The sequence below is a fragment of the Janthinobacterium sp. C22 genome, from assembly GCF_057919405.1.
In genome coordinates, this window is sequence record NZ_CP193659.1 from 5,367,345 (window position 1) to 5,391,074 (window position 23,730).

At 63.2% G+C, this 23,730-nt stretch carries 24 protein-coding genes and 1 pseudogene; 13 read left to right on the top strand and 12 right to left on the bottom strand.

Annotation, left to right across the window (positions count from 1 at the left end):
- Nucleotides 1-98: 98 nt before the first annotated feature.
- The 7 genes from ACRHIG_RS25065 to ACRHIG_RS25095 all read right to left on the bottom strand — a co-directional run bounded on the left by ACRHIG_RS25065 (nt 99) and on the right by ACRHIG_RS25095 (nt 4,481).
- Nucleotides 99-1,253 carry a patatin-like phospholipase family protein gene (locus ACRHIG_RS25065; protein WP_475413711.1) on the bottom strand — a complete coding sequence of 385 codons (1,155 nt, stop codon included), beginning with the start codon at nt 1,251-1,253 and terminating at the stop codon, nt 99-101.
- 136 nt (nt 1,254-1,389) lie between these two features.
- The gene (locus ACRHIG_RS25070) at nt 1,390-1,728 is read right to left on the bottom strand and encodes a hypothetical protein (protein ID WP_034786335.1); all 339 of its coding nucleotides are present in this window, start codon (nt 1,726-1,728) and stop codon (nt 1,390-1,392) included.
- Between the two features lie 21 nt (nt 1,729-1,749).
- On the bottom strand, nt 1,750-2,136 hold the full coding sequence (locus ACRHIG_RS25075) for a phage holin family protein (RefSeq protein WP_034758936.1): 387 nt from the start codon (nt 2,134-2,136) through the stop codon (nt 1,750-1,752).
- A 17-nt stretch (nt 2,137-2,153) separates the two neighbouring features.
- On the bottom strand, nt 2,154-2,456 hold the full coding sequence (locus tag ACRHIG_RS25080; protein WP_035826246.1) for an ElaB/YgaM/YqjD family protein: 303 nt from the start codon (nt 2,454-2,456) through the stop codon (nt 2,154-2,156).
- A 58-nt stretch (nt 2,457-2,514) separates the two neighbouring features.
- Nucleotides 2,515-3,075 carry a ferritin-like domain-containing protein gene (locus ACRHIG_RS25085; RefSeq protein WP_475413712.1) on the bottom strand — a complete coding sequence of 187 codons (561 nt, stop codon included), beginning with the start codon at nt 3,073-3,075 and terminating at the stop codon, nt 2,515-2,517.
- A gap of 82 nt (nt 3,076-3,157) precedes the next feature.
- Entirely contained in the window at nt 3,158-4,057 is a 900-nt protein-coding gene (locus ACRHIG_RS25090; RefSeq protein ID WP_475413713.1) for an OmpA family protein, read from the bottom strand.
- Nucleotides 4,058-4,076: 19 nt separating this feature from the next.
- Nucleotides 4,077-4,481, bottom strand: coding sequence for a DUF4398 domain-containing protein (locus ACRHIG_RS25095; protein WP_046682424.1), 405 nt, complete (start codon nt 4,479-4,481; stop codon nt 4,077-4,079).
- 258 nt (nt 4,482-4,739) lie between these two features.
- Here ACRHIG_RS25095 and ACRHIG_RS25100 point away from each other — a divergent pair, with 258 nt between their 5' ends.
- Both ACRHIG_RS25100 and ACRHIG_RS25105 read left to right on the top strand, forming a co-directional pair.
- Nucleotides 4,740-6,788, top strand: a complete 2,049-nt coding sequence (locus ACRHIG_RS25100; protein ID WP_489628268.1) for an AsmA family protein — start codon at nt 4,740-4,742, stop codon at nt 6,786-6,788.
- Between the two features lie 191 nt (nt 6,789-6,979).
- Nucleotides 6,980-7,198, top strand: coding sequence for a YMGG-like glycine zipper-containing protein (locus ACRHIG_RS25105; RefSeq protein ID WP_076570450.1), 219 nt, complete (start codon nt 6,980-6,982; stop codon nt 7,196-7,198).
- 95 nt (nt 7,199-7,293) lie between these two features.
- Here ACRHIG_RS25105 and ACRHIG_RS25110 read toward each other — a convergent pair whose 3' ends face one another.
- Nucleotides 7,294-8,070: a Crp/Fnr family transcriptional regulator gene (locus tag ACRHIG_RS25110; protein ID WP_475413715.1), complete on the bottom strand. Its 777-nt coding sequence runs from the start codon at nt 8,068-8,070 to the stop codon at nt 7,294-7,296.
- 185 nt (nt 8,071-8,255) lie between these two features.
- Between ACRHIG_RS25110 and ACRHIG_RS25115 the strand changes: the two genes are divergently transcribed.
- The 4 genes and pseudogenes from ACRHIG_RS25115 to ACRHIG_RS25130 all read left to right on the top strand — a co-directional run.
- Nucleotides 8,256-8,918: an outer membrane lipoprotein gene (locus ACRHIG_RS25115; protein ID WP_475413716.1), complete on the top strand. Its 663-nt coding sequence runs from the start codon at nt 8,256-8,258 to the stop codon at nt 8,916-8,918.
- 163 nt (nt 8,919-9,081) lie between these two features.
- A complete protein-coding gene (locus tag ACRHIG_RS25120) occupies nt 9,082-9,348 on the top strand; it encodes a hypothetical protein (RefSeq protein ID WP_475413717.1) in 267 nt (88 codons plus the stop codon).
- A gap of 197 nt (nt 9,349-9,545) precedes the next feature.
- Complete coding sequence (locus ACRHIG_RS25125; RefSeq protein WP_121670992.1) at nt 9,546-9,692, top strand: lmo0937 family membrane protein; 147 nt, start codon at nt 9,546-9,548, stop codon at nt 9,690-9,692.
- A 211-nt stretch (nt 9,693-9,903) separates the two neighbouring features.
- Nucleotides 9,904-10,530, top strand: a pseudogene (locus tag ACRHIG_RS25130) (YiaD family glycine zipper/OmpA-like lipoprotein); the annotation flags it as partial.
- 227 nt (nt 10,531-10,757) lie between these two features.
- Here the strand turns inward: ACRHIG_RS25130 and ACRHIG_RS25135 are convergent.
- Nucleotides 10,758-13,604, bottom strand: a complete 2,847-nt coding sequence (locus ACRHIG_RS25135; protein ID WP_489628269.1) for a M16 family metallopeptidase — start codon at nt 13,602-13,604, stop codon at nt 10,758-10,760.
- Between the two features lie 298 nt (nt 13,605-13,902).
- Between ACRHIG_RS25135 and ACRHIG_RS25140 the strand changes: the two genes are divergently transcribed.
- The 3 genes from ACRHIG_RS25140 (at nt 13,903) to ACRHIG_RS25150 (ending at nt 16,431) form a co-directional block, all read left to right on the top strand.
- Nucleotides 13,903-14,241, top strand: a complete 339-nt coding sequence (locus ACRHIG_RS25140) for a hypothetical protein (RefSeq protein ID WP_489628270.1) — start codon at nt 13,903-13,905, stop codon at nt 14,239-14,241.
- Nucleotides 14,242-14,259: 18 nt separating this feature from the next.
- A complete protein-coding gene (locus ACRHIG_RS25145) occupies nt 14,260-15,807 on the top strand; it encodes a TerC family protein (RefSeq protein ID WP_489628271.1) in 1,548 nt (515 codons plus the stop codon).
- Nucleotides 15,808-15,873: 66 nt separating this feature from the next.
- Nucleotides 15,874-16,431 carry a DUF3617 domain-containing protein gene (locus tag ACRHIG_RS25150; protein WP_489628272.1) on the top strand — a complete coding sequence of 186 codons (558 nt, stop codon included), beginning with the start codon at nt 15,874-15,876 and terminating at the stop codon, nt 16,429-16,431.
- Here ACRHIG_RS25150 and ACRHIG_RS25155 read toward each other — a convergent pair.
- On the bottom strand, nt 16,419-17,528 hold the full coding sequence (locus ACRHIG_RS25155) for a porin (RefSeq protein ID WP_489628273.1): 1,110 nt from the start codon (nt 17,526-17,528) through the stop codon (nt 16,419-16,421). The genes ACRHIG_RS25150 and ACRHIG_RS25155 overlap by 13 nt on opposite strands.
- Before the next feature lie 317 nt (nt 17,529-17,845).
- Between ACRHIG_RS25155 and ACRHIG_RS25160 the strand changes: the two genes are divergently transcribed.
- The 4 genes from ACRHIG_RS25160 to ACRHIG_RS25175 all read left to right on the top strand — a co-directional run bounded on the left by ACRHIG_RS25160 (nt 17,846) and on the right by ACRHIG_RS25175 (nt 21,970).
- Nucleotides 17,846-19,957, top strand: coding sequence for a site-specific recombinase (locus tag ACRHIG_RS25160; RefSeq protein ID WP_489628274.1), 2,112 nt, complete (start codon nt 17,846-17,848; stop codon nt 19,955-19,957).
- The gene (gene cls, locus ACRHIG_RS25165) at nt 19,954-21,345 is read left to right on the top strand and encodes a cardiolipin synthase (RefSeq protein WP_489628275.1); all 1,392 of its coding nucleotides are present in this window, start codon (nt 19,954-19,956) and stop codon (nt 21,343-21,345) included. Before ACRHIG_RS25160 ends, cls begins: the two co-directional genes overlap by 4 nt.
- A 96-nt stretch (nt 21,346-21,441) precedes the next feature.
- Complete coding sequence (locus tag ACRHIG_RS25170) at nt 21,442-21,687, top strand: type II toxin-antitoxin system ParD family antitoxin (RefSeq protein ID WP_070224900.1); 246 nt, start codon at nt 21,442-21,444, stop codon at nt 21,685-21,687.
- Complete coding sequence (locus ACRHIG_RS25175) at nt 21,680-21,970, top strand: type II toxin-antitoxin system RelE/ParE family toxin (RefSeq protein ID WP_475415966.1); 291 nt, start codon at nt 21,680-21,682, stop codon at nt 21,968-21,970. Before ACRHIG_RS25170 ends, ACRHIG_RS25175 begins: the two co-directional genes overlap by 8 nt.
- Nucleotides 21,971-21,985: 15 nt before the next feature.
- Here ACRHIG_RS25175 and ACRHIG_RS25180 read toward each other — a convergent pair whose 3' ends face one another.
- Together ACRHIG_RS25180 and ACRHIG_RS25185 are read right to left on the bottom strand one after the other, a co-directional pair.
- Complete coding sequence (locus ACRHIG_RS25180) at nt 21,986-22,804, bottom strand: metallophosphoesterase family protein (RefSeq protein ID WP_475415967.1); 819 nt, start codon at nt 22,802-22,804, stop codon at nt 21,986-21,988.
- Between the two features lie 9 nt (nt 22,805-22,813).
- The gene (locus tag ACRHIG_RS25185; protein ID WP_489628276.1) at nt 22,814-23,728 is read right to left on the bottom strand and encodes a diacylglycerol/lipid kinase family protein; all 915 of its coding nucleotides are present in this window, start codon (nt 23,726-23,728) and stop codon (nt 22,814-22,816) included.
- Nucleotides 23,729-23,730 lie beyond the last annotated feature (2 nt).

The following is a 23,730-nucleotide window of genomic DNA, read 5'->3' on the forward strand; positions in this document are numbered from 1 at the left end:
GCGGAAGGGAGAGGTGGCTAAGAAGCGCAACCGTACTCTAGTACGGTGAGCATCGCAGGCCGCCTATACCGACGCGCAGCAGGTTTTGACAGGCGTCACTAAGCGGCGTCGCGCTCGTAGGGCGGCAACTCGTGCACCACGAGCGGCGTGTCTTCCGTGACGAAGGCCAGCCAGCCGGCCGCCTTGATCGCGCGCAAGCCATCTTGGTAGCCCTGCTCCCAGCGCCACTCGATGGAGCCCTTGGAGAAATTGATATCCTTGGCCGCCATGTGCCAGTCGCGCCCCGCATACGGCAGGCGCACGATATGCATGGTGCTGTCGCAGCCCAGCGCTACGAGCTCTTCCGTCTGCTGGCGGTTGTGCTTGGTGTCGGGCAGGCCGGCGTACAGCTCGCGCAATTTGCGCTGCAAGGTGTGCGTATTGACATAATCGGCGATATGCCGCTTCGAGCGCGACGCGAAGGTGACGTCCTTTTGCCGCGTCTGCACCTCATCGAGGGTGGTCGGTTCCGGCCCTTCCGAGCTCCACAGGTCCACCATGAAGACCAGGGTGTCAACGTGGGGCGTGTCGTCGAGCACGGTTTCCAGCGGCGTATTCGAGTACAGGCCGCCATCCCAATATAAATCGCCATCGACGCGCACGCCGGCAAAGCCGGGCGGCAGGGCGCCGCTGGCGCGGATATGGTCCGCCGTCAGGGCTTGCTGCTGGCTGTCGAAACTGGTGAGGCTGCCACATTTGACGCGCAGGGCGTTGACCGTCAGGCGCATGCCGCCGGGCTGGTTCAGGTAATCGAAATCGACCAGTTCCTCGAGGGTATCGGCCAGCTCGCTGGTGTCATAGAAGCTGGCCTCTTCCGGCTTGACGGCGATTCCGACGGGAAACAGACTGAAGGCGCGCGGCTTGAAGAAGCCGGGCACGCCGCGCAGCACCGTATCGAGCGTGGCCAGCCAGATGTTCGAGCGGCGCTGCCGGTCCGAAACGAGGTTCATGTCGATGCTGTCGCGGTGCGCCACGCGCTGCCAGAACTGTTTCAGGCGCACCAGCCTGTCCTCGTGCTTGTTGCCGGCCAAAATGGCGGCATTGATGGCGCCGATCGAGGTACCCACCACCCAGTCGGGCGCCAGGCCATGTTCGTGCAGCGCGTGGTAGACGCCGGCCTGGTAAGCGCCCAGTGCGCCGCCGCCCTGCAGCACCAGCACGATGCGCAGGCGCGAGGGATTTAACTGATTGATCGGTGTCTTCGAATTCGTCATCAAGATGGCCCCTCTGTCCGCCGCGCAAAATGCGGCGTGAATCATTGTAAGGGATTGCGCCTGCTCGTGCCGGACGTTGGGTACGGGCAAAAGAAACGCCGTCAATGACGGCGTTCCTGTGCAACACGGCTGGCGTTCAGCGCTTGCGGCGCAGCCAGCTGGCGGCCACGGCGGCCACGGCCACGAGGACCAGGGCCGGCTTGACCAGCTTCTTGCGTCCGATAAACGATAGCGCCGTCAGCACGTAGGGCATGGCGCCTTGCAAACGCATGCCGCCCGGCGCCAGCAGGGACTCGACGCGGTGGCCGGCAAAGCCGACCGCCGTTTCCACCACGCCCTGCAGCATCGACTCGGGGCGCAACGCATAACCGACGTTGGCGCGCGCATGCACGATGCCGACGCGGTACATTTCGCCCTGGGCGATCAGCAGGCGCTTGCGGGCGGCTTGCGCCGCCAGTTTGTCGTTGTCCGACATGAATTCTCCTCGTAAGGCCGCTTACATCAGCATGTCGCGGTCGGCCTTCAATTCCGCCATGGTGGCGGGCATGGACAGCTTTCCTTGACGCAGCATGGCACGCGCATACATGACCAGGGCGATGGCCAGCAGTACGAACACGACCGTCATGATCGCCAGAATCTTCCAACCCAGGCTATCCCAGGCCAGGAAGACGATCAGCACGCTGCCGTAAGCAATGGCGAACAAGCCCGCCACCGTCGCCAACGCGAAAATGACAATCAGCTGCAACATGTGATTGCGCACTTCCGACAGTTCGATGGTGGCCAGTTCCAGCCGCGACAACATCAGTCCGACGGCGTTTTTGGCCAGGCCGGCGACCGAGCCGATCAATCCCGGCCCCTGGTGAGACGAAGCAGACTTGTCCATATCGCTCCTGAAGTGGATTACTTGCGGCCCAGGATGAAGCCGACCAGCACGCCGACGCCAGCGGCAACGGCCACCGTGCGCCATGGGTTTTCCTTGACATAGCCGTCAGCCTGGGCAGCCATCTGCTTGGTCGCGACGATGGCCGATGCTTGCGCTTCATGCGCCTTGGCCAGGGCGGCGTCCAGGGTTTTCATGCCCTTGACGCGCACTTCATCGGCTTTTTCGCCGGTCAGGGCGGCAGCGGCACTGAACAGGGCTTGCGCATCCTTGACCAGGGTTTTGACATCGTTATTAACGGTGGTGATATTGTTTTCCAACATGGTTTAGCTCCTTAGCTGTGGATGAATGTAGTTACTATACCTACTTTACTCAAAAACACTATTCCATTAGATCGCGCATATCATCGGCGTGCTCTTCCTCGACAGCCATGATCTTGATCAACAAATGGCGTGTGGTTGGGTCTTTGTCGCCGATTTTCACGATCATCTGGCGATACGACTCGATCGCCACCCGTTCCGCGATCAGATTGGCACGCACCATGCTTTGCACGTCTTCGGAGTCATCATACTCGGCATGGCTGCGTGCAAGCAATGTTGCAGGATTAAAATCTGGCTTGCCATTCAATTGCACGATGCGCTCGGCCAGCCAGTCCGCGTGTTCCTGCTCCTGCTGCGCATGCTCGAGGAACTCGGCCTTGATGGTGCCATTGTCGCGGCCGCTGACGGTGTAGTAATGGCGTTTATAGCGCGCAATACACACCAGTTCGGTTGCCAGCGCCCCATTCAACAGGGTGATCAACTCCTGGCGGTCGCCCTGATAGCCGGCCGTCACGGCGCCGTCGTCCAGGTTGCGGGCGGCAGCGCGGATGGCGGCCGTGTCGATGCCAGCTGGAATCTCAACAGATGTTTGGGTCATGATGTTTCCTTTCAAGTCTTGCATGGGTATCCACCGGCCAACCTTCGGCCGGTGCTGCCTACTAACAAATCAAACACTAGGCAAAACCGTAGTTTGGCCTGGTGTTTTAACGGCGGGCGGGAATGGCCGTGTTATCTTCCGACAAGACGATTTCCACCCGGCGATTCAGCTGGCGGTTCGCCGCCGTATCGTTGCCGGCGGCCGGATAGGCGGCGCCATAGCCTTTCGTGGCGATGCGGTCGCGGCTGATGCCTTGCTCCAGCAGCGCATTGCGCACGGATTCGGCGCGGCGTTGCGACAATTCCAGGTTGTGCGCGGAGCCGCCCGTGCTATCCGTGAAGCCTTCGATCAGCACGGTGCGTTGCGGGTTGTTTTTCAGCACGTCGGCCAGCTTGCGCGCCGTATTCGCGCCATCGGCCGTCAGGTTCGCCTTGTCCGTGCCAAACAGCACGTCGCCCAAGGTGATCACCATGCCGCGTTCGGTTTTCTTGGCGGCCAGGTCAGCCAGCTGCGCTTCGAGTCCGGCGGCGCGGGCTTGCGCATCGCGCGCCGATGCTTCGGCCGCTTGGGCCTGGGCCTTGGCCGCTTCCGCATCCGCTTGCGCCGCCTGGGCGCGGGCCGTGGCCTGGTCAGCCTGCTGCGTGCGCGCATCGAGGCGCAGCTGGTCGCGCTGCTTGCCGGCGTTGGCGATATCGGCTTCGGCCGCCTTCTGCTTGGCGACTTCTTGCGCCGTGGCTATCTTTTGCTTGGCCAGGTAGGCCAGCTTGTCGACTTTTTCGCTATCTTCCTGGCGCGTGGCGGCTGCGTTTGCCGCTTCCAGGGCAGCGCTCGCTTCGCGGAATTCGCGCGGCGCGTAGGTCGATACCATCGGGTTCGATTGCGCCGCCATGTAGTCGCCGCGCGTCTGGTCGAGCAGGCTGGTGGTGGTCGGTGCGGAGCTGCAGGCGGCAACGAGGGCGGCCATGGCCAGCAGGCCGGGGATGGTGGTGTAGGTAGCTTTTTTCATGATGGGATCCTGTTATTCGTTATTGTTTTGGGGCTTGCTGATTGGCACGGTCGAGTTCTTCGCGCATGACGCGGATGTTCTCGTTGATTTCATCGGCGGCGCTGGTGGCCTTGGCCGAGTTGGCCTTGCTTTGCGCCAGCTTGGCATCGGCTTGCGCCTGGTCGGCCAGCTCGCGCGCCGTCTTGTAGTCGCGGTCTTTCAGGGCCTGGTTAGCCATGCGCATTTTTTCGCGGGCCGAACGCATTTCATCGGGTGCCAGGTCGGCGGCGCCGGCGCTGGCGGCGTTATCGACGGCGGCGCGCGACACGGCGACATCGGCCGTGGCTGGCGTTTTCAGACTGGAGCAGCCCGTCATCAGGACGACGGCCGTGGCGCAGGCGGCCAAGGCGGCCAGCGGGGAAATCTTGAAATCTCGGTTTGTCATTTTTTCTCCTGGAGAATGTTTAAGCGGTAGGTATCAACGTCGGTGCATCTGGAATCAGGAACTGCGTTTGATGTATGACGTTATAGGCTCCGGCTTCCCGCATATCCGTTCGGTGCCGCACATAGAGTAGGAAATCGACAATACTTGCATCGGCAACGTGCGCCAGCGCACGTGCCGGACCGCAAAAGCGAGAAACGGGCCCGGCTTTGAAGCGATTCCTGTAGCATCGTGAATACTTGTCCAGAAAGAATCTCTCCCATGCCACGCTTTACCTCCCTCTCGCGCCGCCAGAAAATCGCCCTCGCCAGCGCCGCCGTGCTCGTCGCCCTGCCCGTCACGGCGTCCATCGTCCTGCTGAACATGGACTGGAACCGCGCCAAGCCCTGGCTCAATGCGCGCGCCAGCGAAGCACTGGGGAGACCGTTCGCCATCGCGGGCGACCTGACGCTGACGTGGCAGCAGCCCACGACTGGAGGCAAACAAAGCTGGCGCGACTATTTGCCTTGGCCGCACTTGCAGGCCAAGGACGTGCGCCTGGGCAACCCGAGTGCCATGGCCGGGACGGGTGACCAGGCGCAGCTGGCCAGCGTCAGCCAGCTGGCGTTCTCTCTCAATCCTTTGGCCCTGCTGGACAAAAAGATCGTCATCCCGGAATTGCGCTTCGACACGCCGCAGGTGCGTTTGCTGCGCAACAAGGACGGCAAGAACAACTGGACCTTCGACAAGCAGGAGCAGCCATCGCCGTGGCAGCTGGAACTGCAAAGCGTGGTCTTCAGCAAGGGCACGGTGGTGCTCGACGATGACGTGACGGGCACGGCCATGCGCGCCGATGTCGACACCATCGCCGGCGATACGCGCTATGGCATCGCGTGGACGCTGTCGGGCAAATACCATGGCGAAACCATCAAGGGCGGCGGCAAGGCGGGCGGCGTGCTGTCGCTGCAGCAGCAAGGCACGCCCTTCCCCATCCAGGCCGACATGCGCGCGGGCGGCAGCAGCGTGGCCATCGAAGGCACCCTGACGCGTCCGGCAAACCTGGCCGCACTCGACGTGCGCCTGAAAATTTCGGGGCCCAGCATGGCCCGGCTGTACCCCTTGACGGGCGTGCTGCTGCCGGAAACGCCGCATTTCAGCACGGAAGGCCATTTGACGGGCACGCTGGCGCCGCGCGGCGGCGAGTGGGTCTACGACCAGTTCAGCGGCAAGGTGGGTTCGAGCGACATCAGTGGCAAGCTGGCCTTTTCCGCCAGCAAGCCGCGCAAGCGCCTGACGGGCGAAGTCCACTCGCGCCTGCTGCAATTTTCCGATCTGGGCCCGCTGGTAGGCGCCGATTCCAGCGCCAGCAAGAAGGAGCGTGGCGTGCCGTCGACGCAGCCGGCCGGCCGCGTGCTGCCGGTGGAAACCTTCAAGACGGAGCGCTGGACCAGCCTGGACGCCGACGTGCGCTACACGGCCGACAAGATCACGCGCGACGCCGAATTGCCGATCAGCAAGCTCGACACGCACGTGGTGCTGACGGACGGCGTGCTGTCCCTGACGCCGCTCAACTTCAACGTGGCGGGCGGCACCCTGAGCTCGCAGATCAAGCTCGACGGCAGCGGCAAGGTCATCGCCAACGGCATCGCCGCCGAACTCAAGGCCAGCGCCCGCCATCTGCATATCCAGCAACTGTTCCCCCGCCTGCCAGCCCTGCAAGCGAGCGTGGGCGAAATCAATGGCGACGCTTCACTGTCGGCCACGGGCAATTCCGTCGCCAGCCTGCTGGGCAGCTCGAACGGCGAAGTGCGCGCGCTGATCAACCGGGGCAGCATCAGCAAGCTGCTGCTGGAAGAAATGGGCTTGAATATCGGCAGTGTCGTGCTGGCCAAGCTGGCCGGTGACAAGCAGGTCAAGCTCAATTGCATGGCCGCCGACTTCGCCGTCACCAAGGGATTGATGCAGACGCGCCAGTTCATCGTCGACACGGATGACGCCGTCCTGCATATCGATGGCACGGTGAACCTGGCCGTTGAACGGCTGGACCTGACCTTGCGGCCCGACAGCAAGGGCTTGCGCGTCTTTTCGCTGCGCTCGCCCCTGTATGTGCATGGCACCTTCAGCAAGCCCGACGTGAGCGTCGACAAGGGCGTGCTGGCCCTGCGCGCCGGCGGCGCCCTGGCGCTGGCCGTGGTGGCGCCCGTGGCGGCACTGCTGCCGCTGGTCAATACCGGCCCCGTCGAAGACAGCGAATGCGCGGCGCTGCTGGCCCAGGCGCGCGTGAAACCGGTGGCGCCGAAGCCGGGCAAGACGGCGCGCAAACACCGCTGAACAAGAGGGGAAGAGAGGGCAGCCGTGCACGATTACAATTGTTACACCCCTATGTGCGTTGCCGAACAGACCCTGCCTTGTCACAATCCTATTCTGTGATCGTGCCTGAAACACCCAAGACGTGGCGATACGAAGTCCCCCGGCCCATACCATGCCGGCGCCACGAGGTCCGAATTCATAGGAGAACTATCATGCAAATCATTAAAAAAATCGCCGCTACCACTTCCGTTGCCGCTCTGCTGCTGAGCTTGACTGCTTGCGCCAACATGTCCAACCAGGATAAGAACACGGCCATCGGCGCCGGCGTCGGTGCCGTTGCCGGTTCCGTGCTGACGGGCGGCAGCGCTGTCGGCGCAGTCGGCGGCGCCGCAGTCGGCGGCGTGATCGGCAACCAGGTCAAGCCGAAGTAATCGGCCATCCGAAGAGCGGGGTGGGCGCCCAGGCGCCTGCCCCGCTTTTTGCGTCCGGCTTCCGTTGACGACATTGAAAAGTTATTCTGAGGAAATTAAACGAAGACGTTGGCCATGCCGATGGCGCCGCTATCCTTGACCAGCTCGTAGCAGCGGCAAGAAACGGCTTCCAGGCCGGCGGAATCGAGGATTTCGATGTTGCCGCGACTGTAAGTAATCAGCTTTTGCTGTTGCAGCGCGCTGGCCGCCTTGGTCACGCCGACGCGCCGCACCCCCAGGGTGTGGGCGAGGAATTCATGGGTCAGGTGAAATTTTTCGGACTGCAGGCGGTCGCGCGTGATCAGCAGCGACCGGGCCAGCCGCGCCTCGAGCACGTGGAAACGGCTGCACACGGCAATCTGGATGGCTTGCGCCAGCAGGGTGTCCGTGTAGCGGTACAGCAAACGCTGCAGGGACTCGAGCTGAGCGAACTCGGCGCAGAAATCGGTCCGCGAGATGCGGCTGGCCGTGCCGGAACGTTGCACCACCGCCCGTACTTGCGCCAGGTCGTGGCCCAGCGCGACGGATGCGCCCAGCACGCCTTCGCGGCCGACGGAGCCCACTTCCAGGGTCATGCGGCCTTCCGCCACGGCCAGCAGCGAGATCAGGCAGTCGCCGGGGAAGTAGATGTGGCCGATAGGCTGGCCCGGCTCGTACAGCACCTCGCCCACCTCGACCGTGACGGTATCGAACAGCGCCGTCAGGTGCCGCAAGTCGTGCTCGGGCAGGCTGGCCAGCAGACGGTTGCCCGCGTCAAGCGTGCCCGCAGGCGTGCCCAGGCCGGATCGGCCTGCGTCGCGGGACAGGGTCATGCTGGCGTTCGTTAGTGGCATTGCTTTTCCTTGGTGCCGTTACAACTCGACATAATTTTTACCTAGCCTACGGTGCCATACCATCCCTGTATGTACGGTGACGCACGGAAGCGAGGCAAGCGGCACAGCACACTGGCAATACACGCGAATCGCACGGATAACACGCACTACCCATTTCATTATTTATAAAAACCAAGGAGCTCTCCATGACCACCACCACCAAATCCCTCCATCCGCTGGTGCTTGCCGCCGCCGTCGCCGTCCTGCTGTTTTGCGGCGTGGGCACGGCGGCCCTGATGGGCTGGCTGCCCTCGTCGCAGGGTGATAGCCAGCCGCTGGCGGCCAGCACTTCCGCCGAGCAGATGGCCAGCCTGCAGGCGAACCAGCCGCCAGCGAACCTGCAGCCTGCCGCCGCACAGCCGCTGGCCGCCCTGCCGCCGCAGCAACAGCAGCCACAGCAGCAGCCCGTGCGCCAGCCACAGCCCCAACCGCAACCGCAATACGCGGCCGCCCCCGCGCCGGCGCCGCAGGTGTGCGGCAATTGCGGCGTGATCGAAGCCATCCATGAAGTCAATACGCGCGCCGAAGGCAGCGGCGTGGGCGCGGCCGGCGGCGCCGTCGTCGGCGGTTTGCTGGGCAACCAGGTCGGCGGCGGCCACGGCAAGCAGCTGGCCACCGTGCTGGGCGCCGTTGGCGGCGCCGTGGCCGGCAACCAGATCGAAGGCAGCGTGCGCGCCACGCGCAGCTACAACATCGTCGTGCGCCTCGATAACGGCAAGACGCGCACCGTGCACCAGAGCGCCGCGCCGAACTGGCGCCAGGGCGACCGCGTGCGCGTCGTCAACGGCGGCTTGCGCGCCATCGGCTAAGCTCCCGGCGGCCAGCGCGCCGCCCGCCAGCGCAGCAAATCAAACACACGCCCGGCCTGTCCGGGCGTTTTCTTTGGCAATGTTCGCTGGCGTACAGATGAGCTTGCCGTCCCGCGAGATGATGCATTCAAGAAAGTTCAACGGATATCTTCAAGGAGATGCGATGGAAAACGACAAGACAGGCAGCCACCGGATCTGGCTCGGCTTTATCGGCGGCGGCATATTGGCTACCGCGCTGGGCTTCTGCGCGCTGGACCTGGCCCCCGCGGCCAGCAGCGCCCCCGTGTTTGGCGTCATGCTGCTGCTGACGGGCGGCATGGTCAGCTGCCTGGCCGGCGCCGTCGGCATGGCCGGCATGCTGGCCTGGATACCGGGCATGGATGGCGAGCAGGAACGCCGGCCGATGCGCGAACAGAATCTGGCCAAATAAGCTGGCCCAATAAAGCAAATAAGTTGGGTAAATAAGGCTTGTGTACGGCACCGTACAGAAAGTTTCAGAAACAAAGTAGACAATAAGTCATGGCATCAGCGCTCAGCGACCAAGTCGCCGCGCAATGACAAAAACCGATGACAGCACAAGGCCAAGGCAGTCGCCGTCATCCACACATTACTCTCGGAGGACACATCATGCTGTATACAATCGCCGTCGTACTCATTATTCTTTGGCTGCTGGGCCTGGTAACTTCTTATACCATTGGCGGCTTCATCCACATCCTGCTGGTCGTCGCGGTCATCATGATCCTGCTGCGCCTGATCAGCGGGCGCGGTTTATAGAGGCTGGCGCACTGGCCAGACAGGGCGGCGCGCGTGCAAACGGGCGCCGCCTTTTTGCCGCTTTTTGCGTCCGTATGCACGCACTGGCACGCCGCGGCATTTTGCAGTAACGTGTGCAGGTAATTCCTGGGTATGTCCCAATAACAAAACAAGGAGAAAATCCATGAAACAAGCATTCAAAAAAGGTCCTGGCGCCACATCCCTGATCGGCATGCTGGTGATCGCGCTGGCCGCCACCGGCTGCGCGGACATGTCCTCGACGCAACGTGGCACGGCCACGGGCGCCGGCATCGGCGCGGGCCTCGGTGCCTTGATCGGCGGCACCACCGGTGGCGGCAGCAGCGGCCGCACGGCCGGCGGCGCCCTGATCGGTGCCGCAGCTGGCGCCGTGGTCGGCAATATCTGGTCGAACCGCATGGAAAACCAGAAGCGCGCCATGGAACAGGCGACACAGGGTACCGGTGTGCAAGTGTCGCAGACGGCCGATAACCGCCTGAAAATGGAAATCCCGAGCGACATTTCCTTCGACACCAACCGCGCCGACATCAAGGGCAACTTCCGCCCGATCCTCGACCGCTTCGCCGCCACGCTGAATGAAAACCCGAACACCACGGTCAGCATCATCGGCCACACGGACAGCACGGGCAGCGATTCCATCAACGAACCGCTGTCGGTGGAACGCGCCGCCCACACACGCGACTACCTTGCCATGCGCGGCGTCTCGCCGACGCGCGTCGTCACGGAGGGCCGCGGCGCCCGCGAGCCGATCGCCTCGAATGCGGATGCCTCGGGACGCGCACGCAATCGCCGCGTGGAAATCTACGTAGCAGAGCTAGCCCCACGGGGTAACACCGAACCAAACCTACTGCGCGTCGGTATAGGCGGCCTGCGATGCTCACCGTACCAGAGTACGGTTGCGCTTCTCGGCCACCTCTCCCTTCCGCTCGCTACGGTTTTGTTCGGTGTCGGGACGTTGACATCAAAATCAAGATCGTAAAAAAACCCGCTGGCACGGTCACTTGCCAACGGGTTTTTTTCATTTAAAGCAGCTTATTTTGAAGTAGCTTATTTCGACGTCGTTGCCTTGGCGCCGCTCTCGCCCTCTTTCGCCACCTTGGCAAAGTCGCCCGCCGTCACGACCGACACGGCCGCTGGCTTCAGGTATTCGCGCAGGCCCTGGTTCACTTGCGCCAGGGTCAGGGCGGCCACTTTGGCTTCCAGGTCCTTGTCGTAGGCCATGGTGCGGTCTTCGGCAAGGTAGCCGGCCAGTTCGCGCGCCAGGCCGCTGTCCTGCGTGCGGCCCACTTCCTGCGATTGCAGCCAGCCTTTCTTCGCCTCGGCCAGTTCCTCTTGTGTAAAGCCGTCGGCCAGCGCCTTGGCGATTTCCTCGCGCAGGGCCGCTTCCACCTTGACCGTGTTTTGCGGCGCGCTGATGGCGTAGGCCATCCAGTAGCCGGCCGGTTCGCGCGACGGCACGGACACTTGCGAGCCGACGCCGTACGACAGGCCTTCCTTCTGGCGGATGCGGTCGGCCAGGCGGCTGCGCAAGGCACCGCCGCCCAGCATGTGATTGGCGATCAGCAAGGCCGGATAACTGGCCGCGTCATCCTTGAGGGGAACCGGCTGGACGGCGAACAGCACGCTGTTGGCCTTGTCCGGCGTTTCCAGCGTGACTTTCTCGCCGCTGACGGGCTTGACGGCGTCGGGAATGCGCACATACGGCTGCTGCGCCTTCCAGCTGCCGTACAGGCTGGCCACTTGCGCCTTCAGCGCGGCCGGGTCGAAGTCGCCCACGGCGGCAAAGGTGGCGTTCGCCGCGCCATAGTAAGCGCCATGGAAGGCTTTCACATCGGCAACCTTGATGGCTTTCCATTGCGCCAGCTCGGCCGGCAAGGTGGCCACATGGCGCACATGGCCTTCCGGCGTGGCGTCGAGCAGGCGTCGGAAGGCGTTCACGGCCAGCGGCTGCGGTTCAGGCAATTCCTGCTCCGCGCGGCCCACGCGCTCGCGCTGCAATTCCAGGAATTCCGTTTCGCTCAGGGCCGGTTTTTGCAGCACTTGCGCCAGCAGGTCCATGGCGGCCGGCAAGTTCTCGCGCTTGCCCGTCAGCATGGCGGTCACGCCCTCGGCGCCGCCCGTGATGGCCACCTGCATGCCCAGCTGGTCGAACTTGTCCTTCACTTCCTGACGCGACAGTTTATCCGTGCCGCGCGATAACAAATTGGCCGTGTAGCCGCCCACTTGCGCCTTGCCGCGCAAGCTTTCTTCGCTGCCGAGCTGCAATTTCAATACGACGCTGACGTTGCTGCCCTTGGTTTTCTTCGGCAGCAAGGCGCCCTTCAAGCCGTTCGGCAAGGTGAAGCGCGTGGTGCGCGCCTCGATATTGTCAGGGCTGGGGTCGAACGCCTCGCCCTGTGCCACCACGGCGCGGCCCGTGTAGCCGGCCAGCTGCGGCGCCACGTCCGCGTAGGCCGGCACGACCGTGCGGTCCGGCGCGTCGGTGGGGATGAAACGGCCCAGGGTACGGTTCGAGCTCTTCAGGTATTTCTCGGCCGCCGCCTGCACCTGCGCCGTCGTCAGCTTGTCGAGCTGGTCGCGCTGCAGGAAGAACAGACGCCAGTCGCCGGCCGCCAGGGACTCCGTCAGGGCGATCGTCATGCGCGCCGTGTTCGAAGTGATCAGCTCGACCTGCTTGTTCAGCTGCTGTTTCACGCGCGCCACTTCCGCATCCGTGATCGGCTGCGATTTCAAGTCTTCCAGCACTTTCAGCATGGCCGCCTGCGCCGCATCGAGGTTGCCATCGACGGGCACCAGCGCGCCGAACAGGTTGTAGCCCGGTTCCAGGTTGCTCACCGAGTTGTATTCGATCTTGCTGGCCAGCTTGGTTTCCACCAGCGCCTTGTGCAGGCGGCCGGCCGGCGCATCGGTCAGCACGTGGCCGAGCACCTCGATGGCAACGGCGTCCGGGTTGCCGGACGGCGCCACGTGGTAGCCGGCGCCGACGAACTGCGTGCCGCCGCTGCGGCGCACCGTCACGGCGCGCTCGCCATCCTGCACCGGTTCGGCCGTGTAGGTCGGTTCGATCACGCGCGTGGGTTTCGGTATCTTGCCGAACAGCTCATTGATCTGTGCCAGGACCTTGGCTTCATCGAAGCGGCCCGCTACCATCAGCACGGCGTTATCGGGCTGATAATATTTATGATAGAAGGCGCGCAGACGGGGGATGTTCACCTGCTCGATGTCGGAGCGGGCGCCGATGGTCGACTTGCCGTAGTTATGCCAGTCGTAGGCGATGGCCTGGATGCGTTCGCTGGTCACGCCGATCGGGTCGCTCTCGCCCATCTCGAACTCGTTGCGCACGACGGTCATTTCGCCCTTTTGCGTCTTCGGGTTCCACAGGTCGTTCTGGTCGATGGCCGCGTTGACCATGCGGTCCGCTTCCATGGCCAGCATCTGGCGCAGGTTGTCGTCGTTGGCGGGGAAGGTGGCGTAGTAATTGGTGCGGTCGTACCAGGTGGTGCCGTTGAACTGCGCGCCCGTCGAGTTCAGGATCTCGACGGGGGTCTTGGTTCCCTTCTTGACGCCGAAGTTGGCGCTGGGCTTGAACAGCAAGTGCTCGAGCAAGTGGGCCATGCCCGTTTCGCCATAGTTTTCATGGCGCGAGCCGACCAGGTAGACGATGTTGGTGGTAAGCGTAGGCTTGCTGGCATCCGGGAACAACAGCACGCGCAAGCCGTTGGCCAGGCGGTATTCGGTGATGCCTTCGACGGAGGTGACCTTGACGGCGGCGACGCGGCTGGCGGCAAGCTTGCCGGTTTTCTGGGCCGGCGCGGCATCGACCGGGGTGGCGGCCAGGATGAACGACGGCGAGAGGATGCCGGCGGCAAGCAGGAGGGCGGTAATTGGTTTCAAGTCGGAGTCCTGGTGGCACTACGTTATAAAGATGCGCAAGCGCAATGAAAGATACGCAAGCACAATGCGATACGAACGCAAGAATGATCACGGTGCCCGCGCTGCGTCTTCGCCGCCACGTGAAATTATTGCTCTCGCAATTTACGTCATGCTTGTCAGTTGCGCAAGTCCTGTCATCGGGCTGTTATGTGCCCGTGCTATACTCCACGGTTCCAGAACTATCTGCCTGTATATGAGACGAGCTCTCGTCCTGCTCTGCCTTTTTGTTTTCATCGCCCTACCCCAGGCGTTCGCCAGCATGGCTTACGCCAGCCCTTCCCCATTCCAGCATGCAGTCGCGGCCGGCACTACCGCCGCGCCTGCCTTCGTCGCCGATTGCCTTGCCCCCGACGCCCATGTGGGCTTGCCCGGCGACAACTGCGACGCCGACGAATGCGACAACGACCCCATCACGCTATACCCGACCTCGCGCCAGGGAGCGCCGTTTTGCGCCATCATTTGGCAAGCGGGACCGGGGGCACTTGCCGAAGCGGACGCGCGGCAGGCCACCCGGCCGCCGCGCGTCCGCCGCCACACCACGCACTCGCAACACGGTTCCCTGGGGCACGAGCCACCAGGCAAGCTTGAAACTTACTGACTTTACAAGGTTACACACATGGAATGGTTATTTGACCCGACAATCTGGGTCGGCCTGCTGACGCTGGTCGTACTGGAAATCGTACTGGGTATCGACAACCTGATCTTCATCGCCATCCTGGCCGAAAAGCTGCCGCCGCACCAGCGCGACAAGGCCAGGGTGCTGGGCCTGACCCTGGCCCTCGTCATGCGCCTGGGCCTGCTCTCGCTGATTTCCTGGCTGGTCACCCTGACGACGCCCTTGTTTTCCATATGGACCTTCTCGTTTTCGGGGCGCGACCTGATCCTGCTCGTCGGCGGCCTGTTCCTGCTGTTCAAGGCCACCACCGAGCTGCACGAACGCCTCGAAGGCGTCACGCATGCCCAGACGGGCCCGAAAGTCTATGCCGGCTTCGGCCTCGTGGTGGCGCAGATCGTCGTGCTCGACGCCGTCTTTTCACTCGACGCCGTCATCACGGCCGTCGGCATGGTGGAAAACCTGTACGTGATGATGGCGGCCGTCGTCATTTCCATCGTCGTCATGATGCTGGCTTCGAAGGTGCTGACGCGCTTCGTCAACGCCCACCCCACCGTCGTCGTGCTGTGCCTGAGCTTTTTGCTGATGATCGGCCTCTCCCTGGTGGCCGAAGGCCTGGGCTTCCACATTCCGAAGGGCTATCTGTACGCCGCCATCGGTTTCTCGATCGTCATCGAGTTCTTCAACCAGCTGGCGCGCCGCAACTTCCTCAAGCTGCAATCGAATGCGCCGCTGCGCGACCGCACGGCGCAAGCCGTGCTGAGCCTGCTGGGCGGACGCAAGGGCCGCGAAGCCGTGGAAGAGCACGAAGTCAAGGAATTGCCCGACGTCTCCGCCTTCGGCGTGGAAGAGCGCAACATGGTCAGCGGCGTGCTGACCCTGGCCGAACGCTCGATCCGCTCCGTGATGACGCCGCGCGGCGACGTCTCGTGGGTCAACCTGAACGACAGCAGCGAGAAGATGCTGCAACTGCTGCGCGACACGCCGCACAGCATGATTCCTGTCTGCAACGATGACCTCGACAATGTGGCCGGCATCGCGCGCAGCAAGGACCTGATCGAAGACCTCGTCTCGCATGGCAAGATCGATCCGGCCAGCATGCGCGAAGCCGTCGTCGTGCCGGAAGCGGCCGGCGTGCTGAAAGCCATGGAAACCCTGAAGCGCTCGCGCGGCCAGTTGGTGCTGGTGGTCGACGAATTCGGCACCGTGCAAGGCGTGCTCACGCCGATCGACATCCTGGAAGCCATCGCAGGCGAATTCCCCGACGAGGACGAACAGCCCGACGTGGAAGTGCTGGGCCCCGGCCACTGGCGCATCGATGGCGCGACGGACCTGCATTACCTGGAGCAAGTGTTCGAGACGGAAACCCTGGTCAGCGAAGACGGCGAATACAACTCGCTGGCCGGCTTCCTGCTGGCGCATTTCGAGAACATGCCAGCCGTGGGCGAAGTGCTGGAGCTCGACGGCTTGCGCTATGAAATCGTCGAGGCCGACGAGCGCCGCATCGCCAGCGTGGACGTGCGCCGCATCGAGCCCGATCACAGTTTGTAACACAATGGCAAGCGTGCTCCGCTTGCCATGCCGTATGCTGGGGTCTGCCTTTTTGGAGACGCCAACATGAAACACTCGCTGCTACGCCTGACTCTGCTCGCTTGCGCCGCCTTGGGCAGCCAAGCCCAGGCCGCCACCATCAAGCCCGGCCTGTGGCAAGTCGACAGCAAGATGGCGTCGCCCGACGCCGCCACCGACAACGCCATGTCCATGGTGCTGCAGCAGCTGGGCAACCTTCCTCCCGATCAACGCAAGCAACTGGAAAGCATGGCGGCCAGCCGCGGCATGGCCATGCCCACCGTGGGCGCCGACGGCGCCGTGCGCGTGACGGCCTGCGTGACGCCGGAGATGGCGGCGCGCAAGCAGATTCCCACGGGCCAGCCCGGCGACTGCACCTCGAAGAACAGCGACACCGCGGGCGGCATGCATGTATCGTTCACCTGCGCCAACCCGAAATCGAGCGGCGAAGGCCAGCTCACGTTCACCGGCGACCGGGCCTTCAATATGCAGTTGGCGGTGACGACGAGCGCGCGCGGCACACCGGAACAGGTGAATGTGACGAGCAACGGCAAGTGGCTGGGGGCAACGTGCCCGGCCCCATCCGCCGCCGCTCAGAAGCCGTGACGGAAACCCATGTTGAATGCGGCGTCGCCACGCCCCGCGTCGCTGGCATTGCCCACCGTGTAGCGGGCGCCGTTCTTGTTGTGGATCTTCGCGTAGGACGCGTAGAAATCGCTGCGTCTTGACAGGGAATACGTGAGGCCGACGGCCACCTGATTGGCGTCGCGGTTGGCCAGGTCGCGGTCGTCCTTGCGCACGTACGAGGCCAGCAGCTTGAAGCCGCCCACGGGCACGGACACGCCCAGCAGAGTGTCGCGGCTGTCCGATGACGACATCGACAGGGCCAGCGAGCTGTAGGCATTGTTCGGGTCCCACGGCGAGCTGCCATAGCCTTTATTCACGCCCACGGCGGCAAAGGCGGTGGCCACTTTCAGGTCGATGTTCGCCGCGATCAGGGTGTTGCGCGACGACATATCAATGGCGGGCAAGGTGCCGGAGGCGAGGATGAAGTTGTTCTTGCGCTGGTGCGACACGCTGACATTCACGGCGCCGGCCGAATAGCCGAGGGTGGCGCCATACGCGCGGTTGTTGGCGCTGCTGTATGGCGACTCGCCGAAGCTGTAGATGGCGCTGGCCGTCACGCCGCGCAAGGCGGGCGTCGCGTATTTGACGGTATTGTCGTAGCGTTTCACGCTGTAGCCGGCCAGGTTGCTGGCGCTGCCGGCCATGCCGCCCTTGAAGGGGTCGGCCACGTCGGTCAGGGTCAGGTATTGCAGATTGTACTGGCGCCCCAGGGTCAGCGCGCCCAGGCGGCTGTCCAGGCCCACGTAGGCCTGGCGGCCGAACAGACGGCCATCTTCCGACTGGCCCGTGTCGTTCTGGATGCCCGCTTCCAGGGTAAATACGGCGGAGACGTCGTTGCCCAACGCTTCGCGGCCCTGCACGCCCAGGCGCGAGCCGGAGGCGACGCCGCCGGACAGCTTGGCGCCGGCGCAACCGGCGGCACAGCCCCGTTCGGCCACGATGCCCGCGTCGAGCACGCCGTACACGGCAACGTTGGTGGATGCGGCACTGCCCGCGCCATCGGCAGCCTGGGCCGTCGCGCCCAGCGCGAATGGCCCCATCCCTATCACAGCAAGCGCAAAATACGAGGTCTTCATGATAAATATCTCGGTCACGTGAATTGAAACTTCCCGGTATTGATCAGGACATGCGCTGTGTGTCTGATCTCAGTGTTACCTTATCCTCGCTTTTTGTCCAGCCATCCGTGCGTTGTACAACAGAAACTTCAGCTTAGTCCCAAGAAACACGTCGCACACTGACAACACGCAAGATTGACCATGATTGTGGCAACTGCGGCAAAATGGCGTGAATTGCAGGCCCTGCCGTAAAGCAATGTTCGGTGGCGAACGTTGCGCGATCTGACGCAGGCGGTACACTACTGGTTTTACCGACAGCGGCTCGCCCGTTTTTTTGCATGCTAGCTATCCTCGAACGCATTGACCCCAACTCCAGCAATATCGACTTGCTGGTGGAATTATTCAACTCACTGCGTCCCAAGCGCCCCCACGACAGCGCTACCGCGATTGCCAACGTGCGCACCCTGCGCCAGCTTCTCAAAGGTAACCCCGCGCAGGCGCGCGCCCTGCACGAATACGTGCTGCGCGTGCTGGCCGCGCGCCGCCACGCCAGCCTGTACACCGATATCGGCGTACTGTCGAACAGCGGTTTCTTTACAGAATTAAAACGCCGCATCGCCTACCGCATGCTGCCGCCCGCCCTCGGCGACGAATACCTGAACGACGCGCTCGACCAGGTGCTGTACTTGAAGACCGATTATTTGTGGATCAGCAACGTGCCCGCCACGGACTGGCTGGAACTGTTCGACGTATTGACCAGCGATGAGGTCGAACTGGCCGTCGGCGATGGCAATATCATGCTGCCGGGCATGCTCGACGCCATCCGTACCCTGTCCTACCGCGTCTGCGCCATGGGCCTGGAACCGGAACTGACGCGTTTCCACAATGAAATTGAAGTGTTCCAGTCGCCGTTCATGGTGCAGAACACGGAAGTGAACGCCTATCTGGACGCCTATACGAGCCTGCTGCAGGGCGATATCGAGCACATCGAGGATGCGCGCCATTTGCTGGTGATGCTGGACCAGTGCGACGCCGTCATCGCCAAGATCCGCAAGAAGGCGCTGTACCAGGGCACCAGCATTCCCCTCACGTATTTATTGGTGGCGCTGGCGCAGAGCATCGACCGCTTGCGCAAGCTGCTGTTCCTCGTCGACACGAGCGGCGAGCTGCCGGCCTCGGGCAACGTGGACATCGACGCCATCACGGTGGACGCCACGCAAGACTTGCTGCACCCGCAGCCCGTCAGCCGCCGCCGCGCGGGCGCCGTCGGGCTGGCGCTGGAACTGATACGCGCGCATAACCACAAATACAAGGTCAGCGACCTGTTTTCCGACAATATCAACTTGCTGGCGCGCAATGTGACGGAAAACGCCAGCCGCACGGGCGAGCACTACATCGCGGAAAACCGCCGCGAAATGGGTGCCATGTTCCTCTCGTCCGCCGGCGCGGGCGTGATCATCGGCTTCATGGCCCTGTTCAAGATCTTGATGTCCTACCTGCGCTCGGCGCCGCTGGTCGAAGCCTTCATGTTCAGCATGAATTACTCGATCGGCTTCATGTTCATCCACTTGCTGCACTTCACGGTGGCCACCAAGCAGCCGGCCATGACGGCGTCGCGCATCGCCGCCGGCCTGCACAGCAAGGATGGCCGGAACATCGACCTCGACAGCATGGCGGAACTGATCAACAAAGTGTTCCGCACGCAAAACATGGCCGTGCTGGGCAACCTGGCCACGGCCATCCCTACGGCGTGGCTGATCGCGCTCGGCTACAAGGCGATCACGGGGCACAACCTGGTATCGCCGGAAAAAGCCATGCACCTGCTGCACGATATCGACCCCATCGGCAGCCCCGCCATCTTCTACGCCATGATCGCGGGCGTGTGCCTGTTCGTCGCGGGCCTGATTTCCGGCTATTACGACAACCAGGCCCTGTACACGCGCTGGGCGCAGCGCATCGCGCAATTGCGCGGCCTGGGCCGCGTGATCGGCCAGGATCGCTTACAACGGCTGGGCCTGTACCTGGAAAACAACCTGGGCGGCCTGATGGGTAACTTCTATTTCGGTATCCTGCTGGGCTCCATCGGCACCCTGGGCTTCCTGATCGGCTTGCCCATCGATATCCGCCACATCACCTTCTCGGCCGCCAACTTTGCGACAGCCCTGGTGGGACTCGATCACAATATGAGCTGGCAACTGGCCGTCAAGTCGCTGTCGGGCATCTTCGCCATCGGCACGGCCAACCTGCTCGTCAGCTTCGGCCTGGCCCTGTGGGTAGCCCTGCGTTCGCGCCAGGTGCGCTTCAAGCACGGCATGCAACTGTTGAAGATACTGGGCAAGCGTTTCCTGCGCTCGCCCATCGTCTTCTTCTTCGGCTCGAAAAACCCGCCGCCACTGGCACTGGCCGATGACTCGGCAAACCTGTCACCCACGACCAAGGCTCAAAAATGACCGCTCGCCGCATGCAACCCTGCCTCACCGCCCTACTGCTGTGCTGGACCCTGGCTGCATGCGCCGCGTTGCCAAACGTTAAAAATCTCAATACCACCCTGGAACCCGTGGCCAAGCCCAAGGTGATCACGGGCAAGGGCGCCGTGCTGAACGTCAACAGCCGGGCCGCCCTGCTCAACAAGCGCTGGGCCAGGTCCGGCATGGACTTGAAGACCCAGGCCGCGCTGGAAGAGGCGGCCACGGGCGTGCCTTTGATCAAGGGCAACAAGGTGACCCTGCTGTTTGACGGCCCGCAAACCATGGCCGCCATGTTCCAGGCCATCAGCGAAGCGAAGAACAGCATCAACCTGGAAACGTATATCTTCGACCAGGACCCGCTGGGCCTGAAATTCGCCGACATGCTGATCGAGAAGCAGCAGGCGGGCGTGACGGTCAACGTCATCTACGACAGCGTGGGCACGATCGGCGTGCCGCAGGCGTTCTTTGAGCGCATGCGCGCGGCCGGCGTGCACCTGGTGGCCTTCAATCCCGTCAATCCCGCCAAGCTCAAGGGCGACGACTGGAAGATCAACAACCGCGACCACCGCAAGGTGCTGATCGTCGACGGCAAGACGGCGTTTACGGGCGGCATCAATATCAGCGATACCTATGCGAAAAGCTCGCTGTTCCGCTCGAAATCGAAGCCCACCGACAAGAAGGACGTGGGCTGGCGCGACACCCACGTGAAAGTGGAAGGCCCGGCCGTGGCCGCCTTCCAGTGGCTGTTCATCCGCACCTGGGCCCAGCAAGACCAGGCCGACTTGCCGGACGCCAATTATTTTCCCGTGCTGTCCGAAGTGGGCGACAAGCTGGTGCGCGTGGTGGCCAGCGAACCGGACGGCGGCTTTGAAATCTACAAGGCCTACATCCTGGCCATCCAGGAAGCCAAGAAATCCATCCACATCACGTCCGCCTATTTCGTGCCCGACCAGCAGACGGTCGACGCGCTGGTCGCGGCAGCGAAACGGGGCGTGGACGTCACCGTGGTGCTGCCCGGCGTGTCCGACAGCGGCCTCGTGTTTCATGCGGGACACGCGCTATACGACCAATTGCTGGCCGGCGGCATCCGCATCTTTCACTTGAAACTGGCCGTGCTGCACGCCAAGACGGCCGTCATCGACGGCGCCTGGTCGACGGTCGGCTCGACCAACATCGACATGCGCAGCTTTTTGCACAACAGCGAGCTGAACGTGATCGTGCTGGGCGACAGCTTCGGCCGCGAAATGGAAAACGCCTTCCAGGAAGACTTGCGCGACTCGGAAGAGATCACCAAGGCGAAATGGGAAACGCGCCCCATCTCCGACCGCATGAAGGAGTGGGCGGCCCGTTTCATGAACTACTGGCTGTAAGCACCGATCAGGCGGCTGGATATTTGCACAAATATGCACTATATTGCACCAATAGTATGACGATCGTCGTACTGCTCATATCTGGAGTGGACCACCATGGGAACCGTGCGCAAGACCATTACCTTGACGGACCAGCAGGACGACTGGATCAAGGCGCAAATTGACGCGGGGCGCTATACGAACGACAGCGAATACATCCGCGACCTGATCCGGCGTGAACAGGAACGCAGCGCCGAACTCGATGCGATCCGCGCGGCGCTGGTGGAAGGCGAGGCCAGCGGCGAACCCCAGCCTTTCGACGCCAGGGCTTTCAAGCAGAGAATGCTGGCAGCGCATGGCTGAATACCGGCTGACGCCCGCCGCCGAACGTGACCTTGAGGCGATCTGGGCGTATACGTCGCAGCGGTGGAGCGTGCAGCAGGCCAGTCTTTATCTTGACACCATGACGGCAGCCTTCGATGACCTGGCACGCGCGCCCGAGACGGCACCGGCATGCGAGCAGATTCGGCCCGGCTACCGGCGCCGCAAAGTCGGACGGCACATGATTTATTTCCACATCACTCACTATGGCATTGCCATCGTCCGCATTTTGCATGACCGCATGGATGCGGCACGCCATCTGTAATTAACACATCATCGATCACAGCGGCCGCAAGCTGGCCCACACCCCGCCCTGGCGTTCGAACGCTTCCGTGCTGACCTTTTCAAAGTCGGCGCTGTCTTCATTCCAGCTGTAGCGCTCGACCCGGATGCAGCTGTTTTCCACGCGCAGCACATTGAACGAGTTCGACTCGCCCCTGCCCCGCGTGGACGTGGCCGTGCCCGCCTGCACCATCAGGGCCGCGTAACCGGCGATCTTGTAGCGCTCGGCCGTGTTGCCCGCCACGCTGGCATGCAGATGTCCCGCCAGCAATAAATCCACGCCGCATTCGGAAAACATCTGCAGCGCCTGCGGCGCGCGGTCCACCAGGTCATCCTCGTCGAAGTGCTCGGGCAAGTCGAATGGATGGTGCGTGACGATGATGCGCGTCAAACCGGGCGACAAGCGGCCCAGGCGTTCACGCAGGAAATCGATCTGCTCGTGGCTGATGCGGCCATCCTTGAACGTCAATGAGCGGGCCGTGTTGATGCCCAGCACGGCGATTTCCTCATCCACGTATTCGGGCGACAAATCGTCCGTCACATGGCGCCGGTATTTCACCAGCGGCGTCAGGAAGCGGGAAACGACGTTGTACAGGGGCACGTCATGGTTGCCCGGCACCACGATCTGCGGCCCCGGCAAGCTGTCGAGAAAGTGCCGCGCCGCCTGGAACTGGGCGCTGCGGGCCCGCTGGGTGAGGTCGCCGGAGACCACCACCACGTCCGGCTCCAGGCGCTCGACCAGCGCGCGCAAGGGCGCCAGCAAGTCCCCGTCGACCCGGCCGAAATGCAAATCCGATAAATGCACGATGGTACGCATGGCGCTCTCCTAGCTGGCTGCGGGCACGGGCGCCGGCACGATCACCGCGAGCGCGGCCGTGCGGATGCGGTAGCGCAGCGGCGTATTCATGACGGTCACTTCGCCATCGGTGGCCACGCGCAGGCGGCGGTGTCGCGTGGCGATCTCCAGGTCGGTGGCCGTCAGCACGTCGAAATCCTTGGCCTGCGACAACTTGCCGAACAACGCGTGCAAGGCCAGCTTCAGCAAGCCCAGGCGGCCCGGACGCTGCGCCACGTACAGGCTCAGCTGCCCGCCATCGAGCCGCTCGCGCTCGCCGATATTCAAGCCTTCCATCAAGTATTCATTATTGCCGATGAAGACGAAAGGCGTGCGCCGCGCATGCACGGCGTCGTTGAGTTTCAATTGCACGCTGAGAAAGGGATAGCGGCGCAAGGCGGCCACCAGCGCCCAGCTGAAGGCCAGCCACTTGCCCCGTCCCAGGCGGCGCTGCTGCTTTTCGCGGTCGCGCACGATATCCGGATACAGGCCCAGGCTGGAATTGTTCAGGAAGATGCGGCCATTGACTTCGCCCACGTCGACCTGGTGCGGCACGCCCCGCGCCACATTGGCGATGGCGGCATCGAGCGCCAAAGGAATATTCAAATCCTTGGCGAAATGGTTCAAGGTGCCCAATGGCAAGACGCCAAACGGCGTGCCGCTGCCGACGACGACGGAGGCGACGGCATTGATGGTGCCGTCGCCTCCGCCGGCCACGACGATGGGCGCGCCATCGCGCAAGGCTTGCTCGGCCGTGGCGATCATCTCGGCCCCGCTTTGCGCCAGGGTGATGGCGGCGTCGAGGCCCACGGCCAGGAATTGTGCTTCGAGCTGCTGCGCCCAGTCGGGCGCATAGCCGCAACCGGCGCCCGCATTGATGATGACTGCAATCTTGCTCAGGATCACTC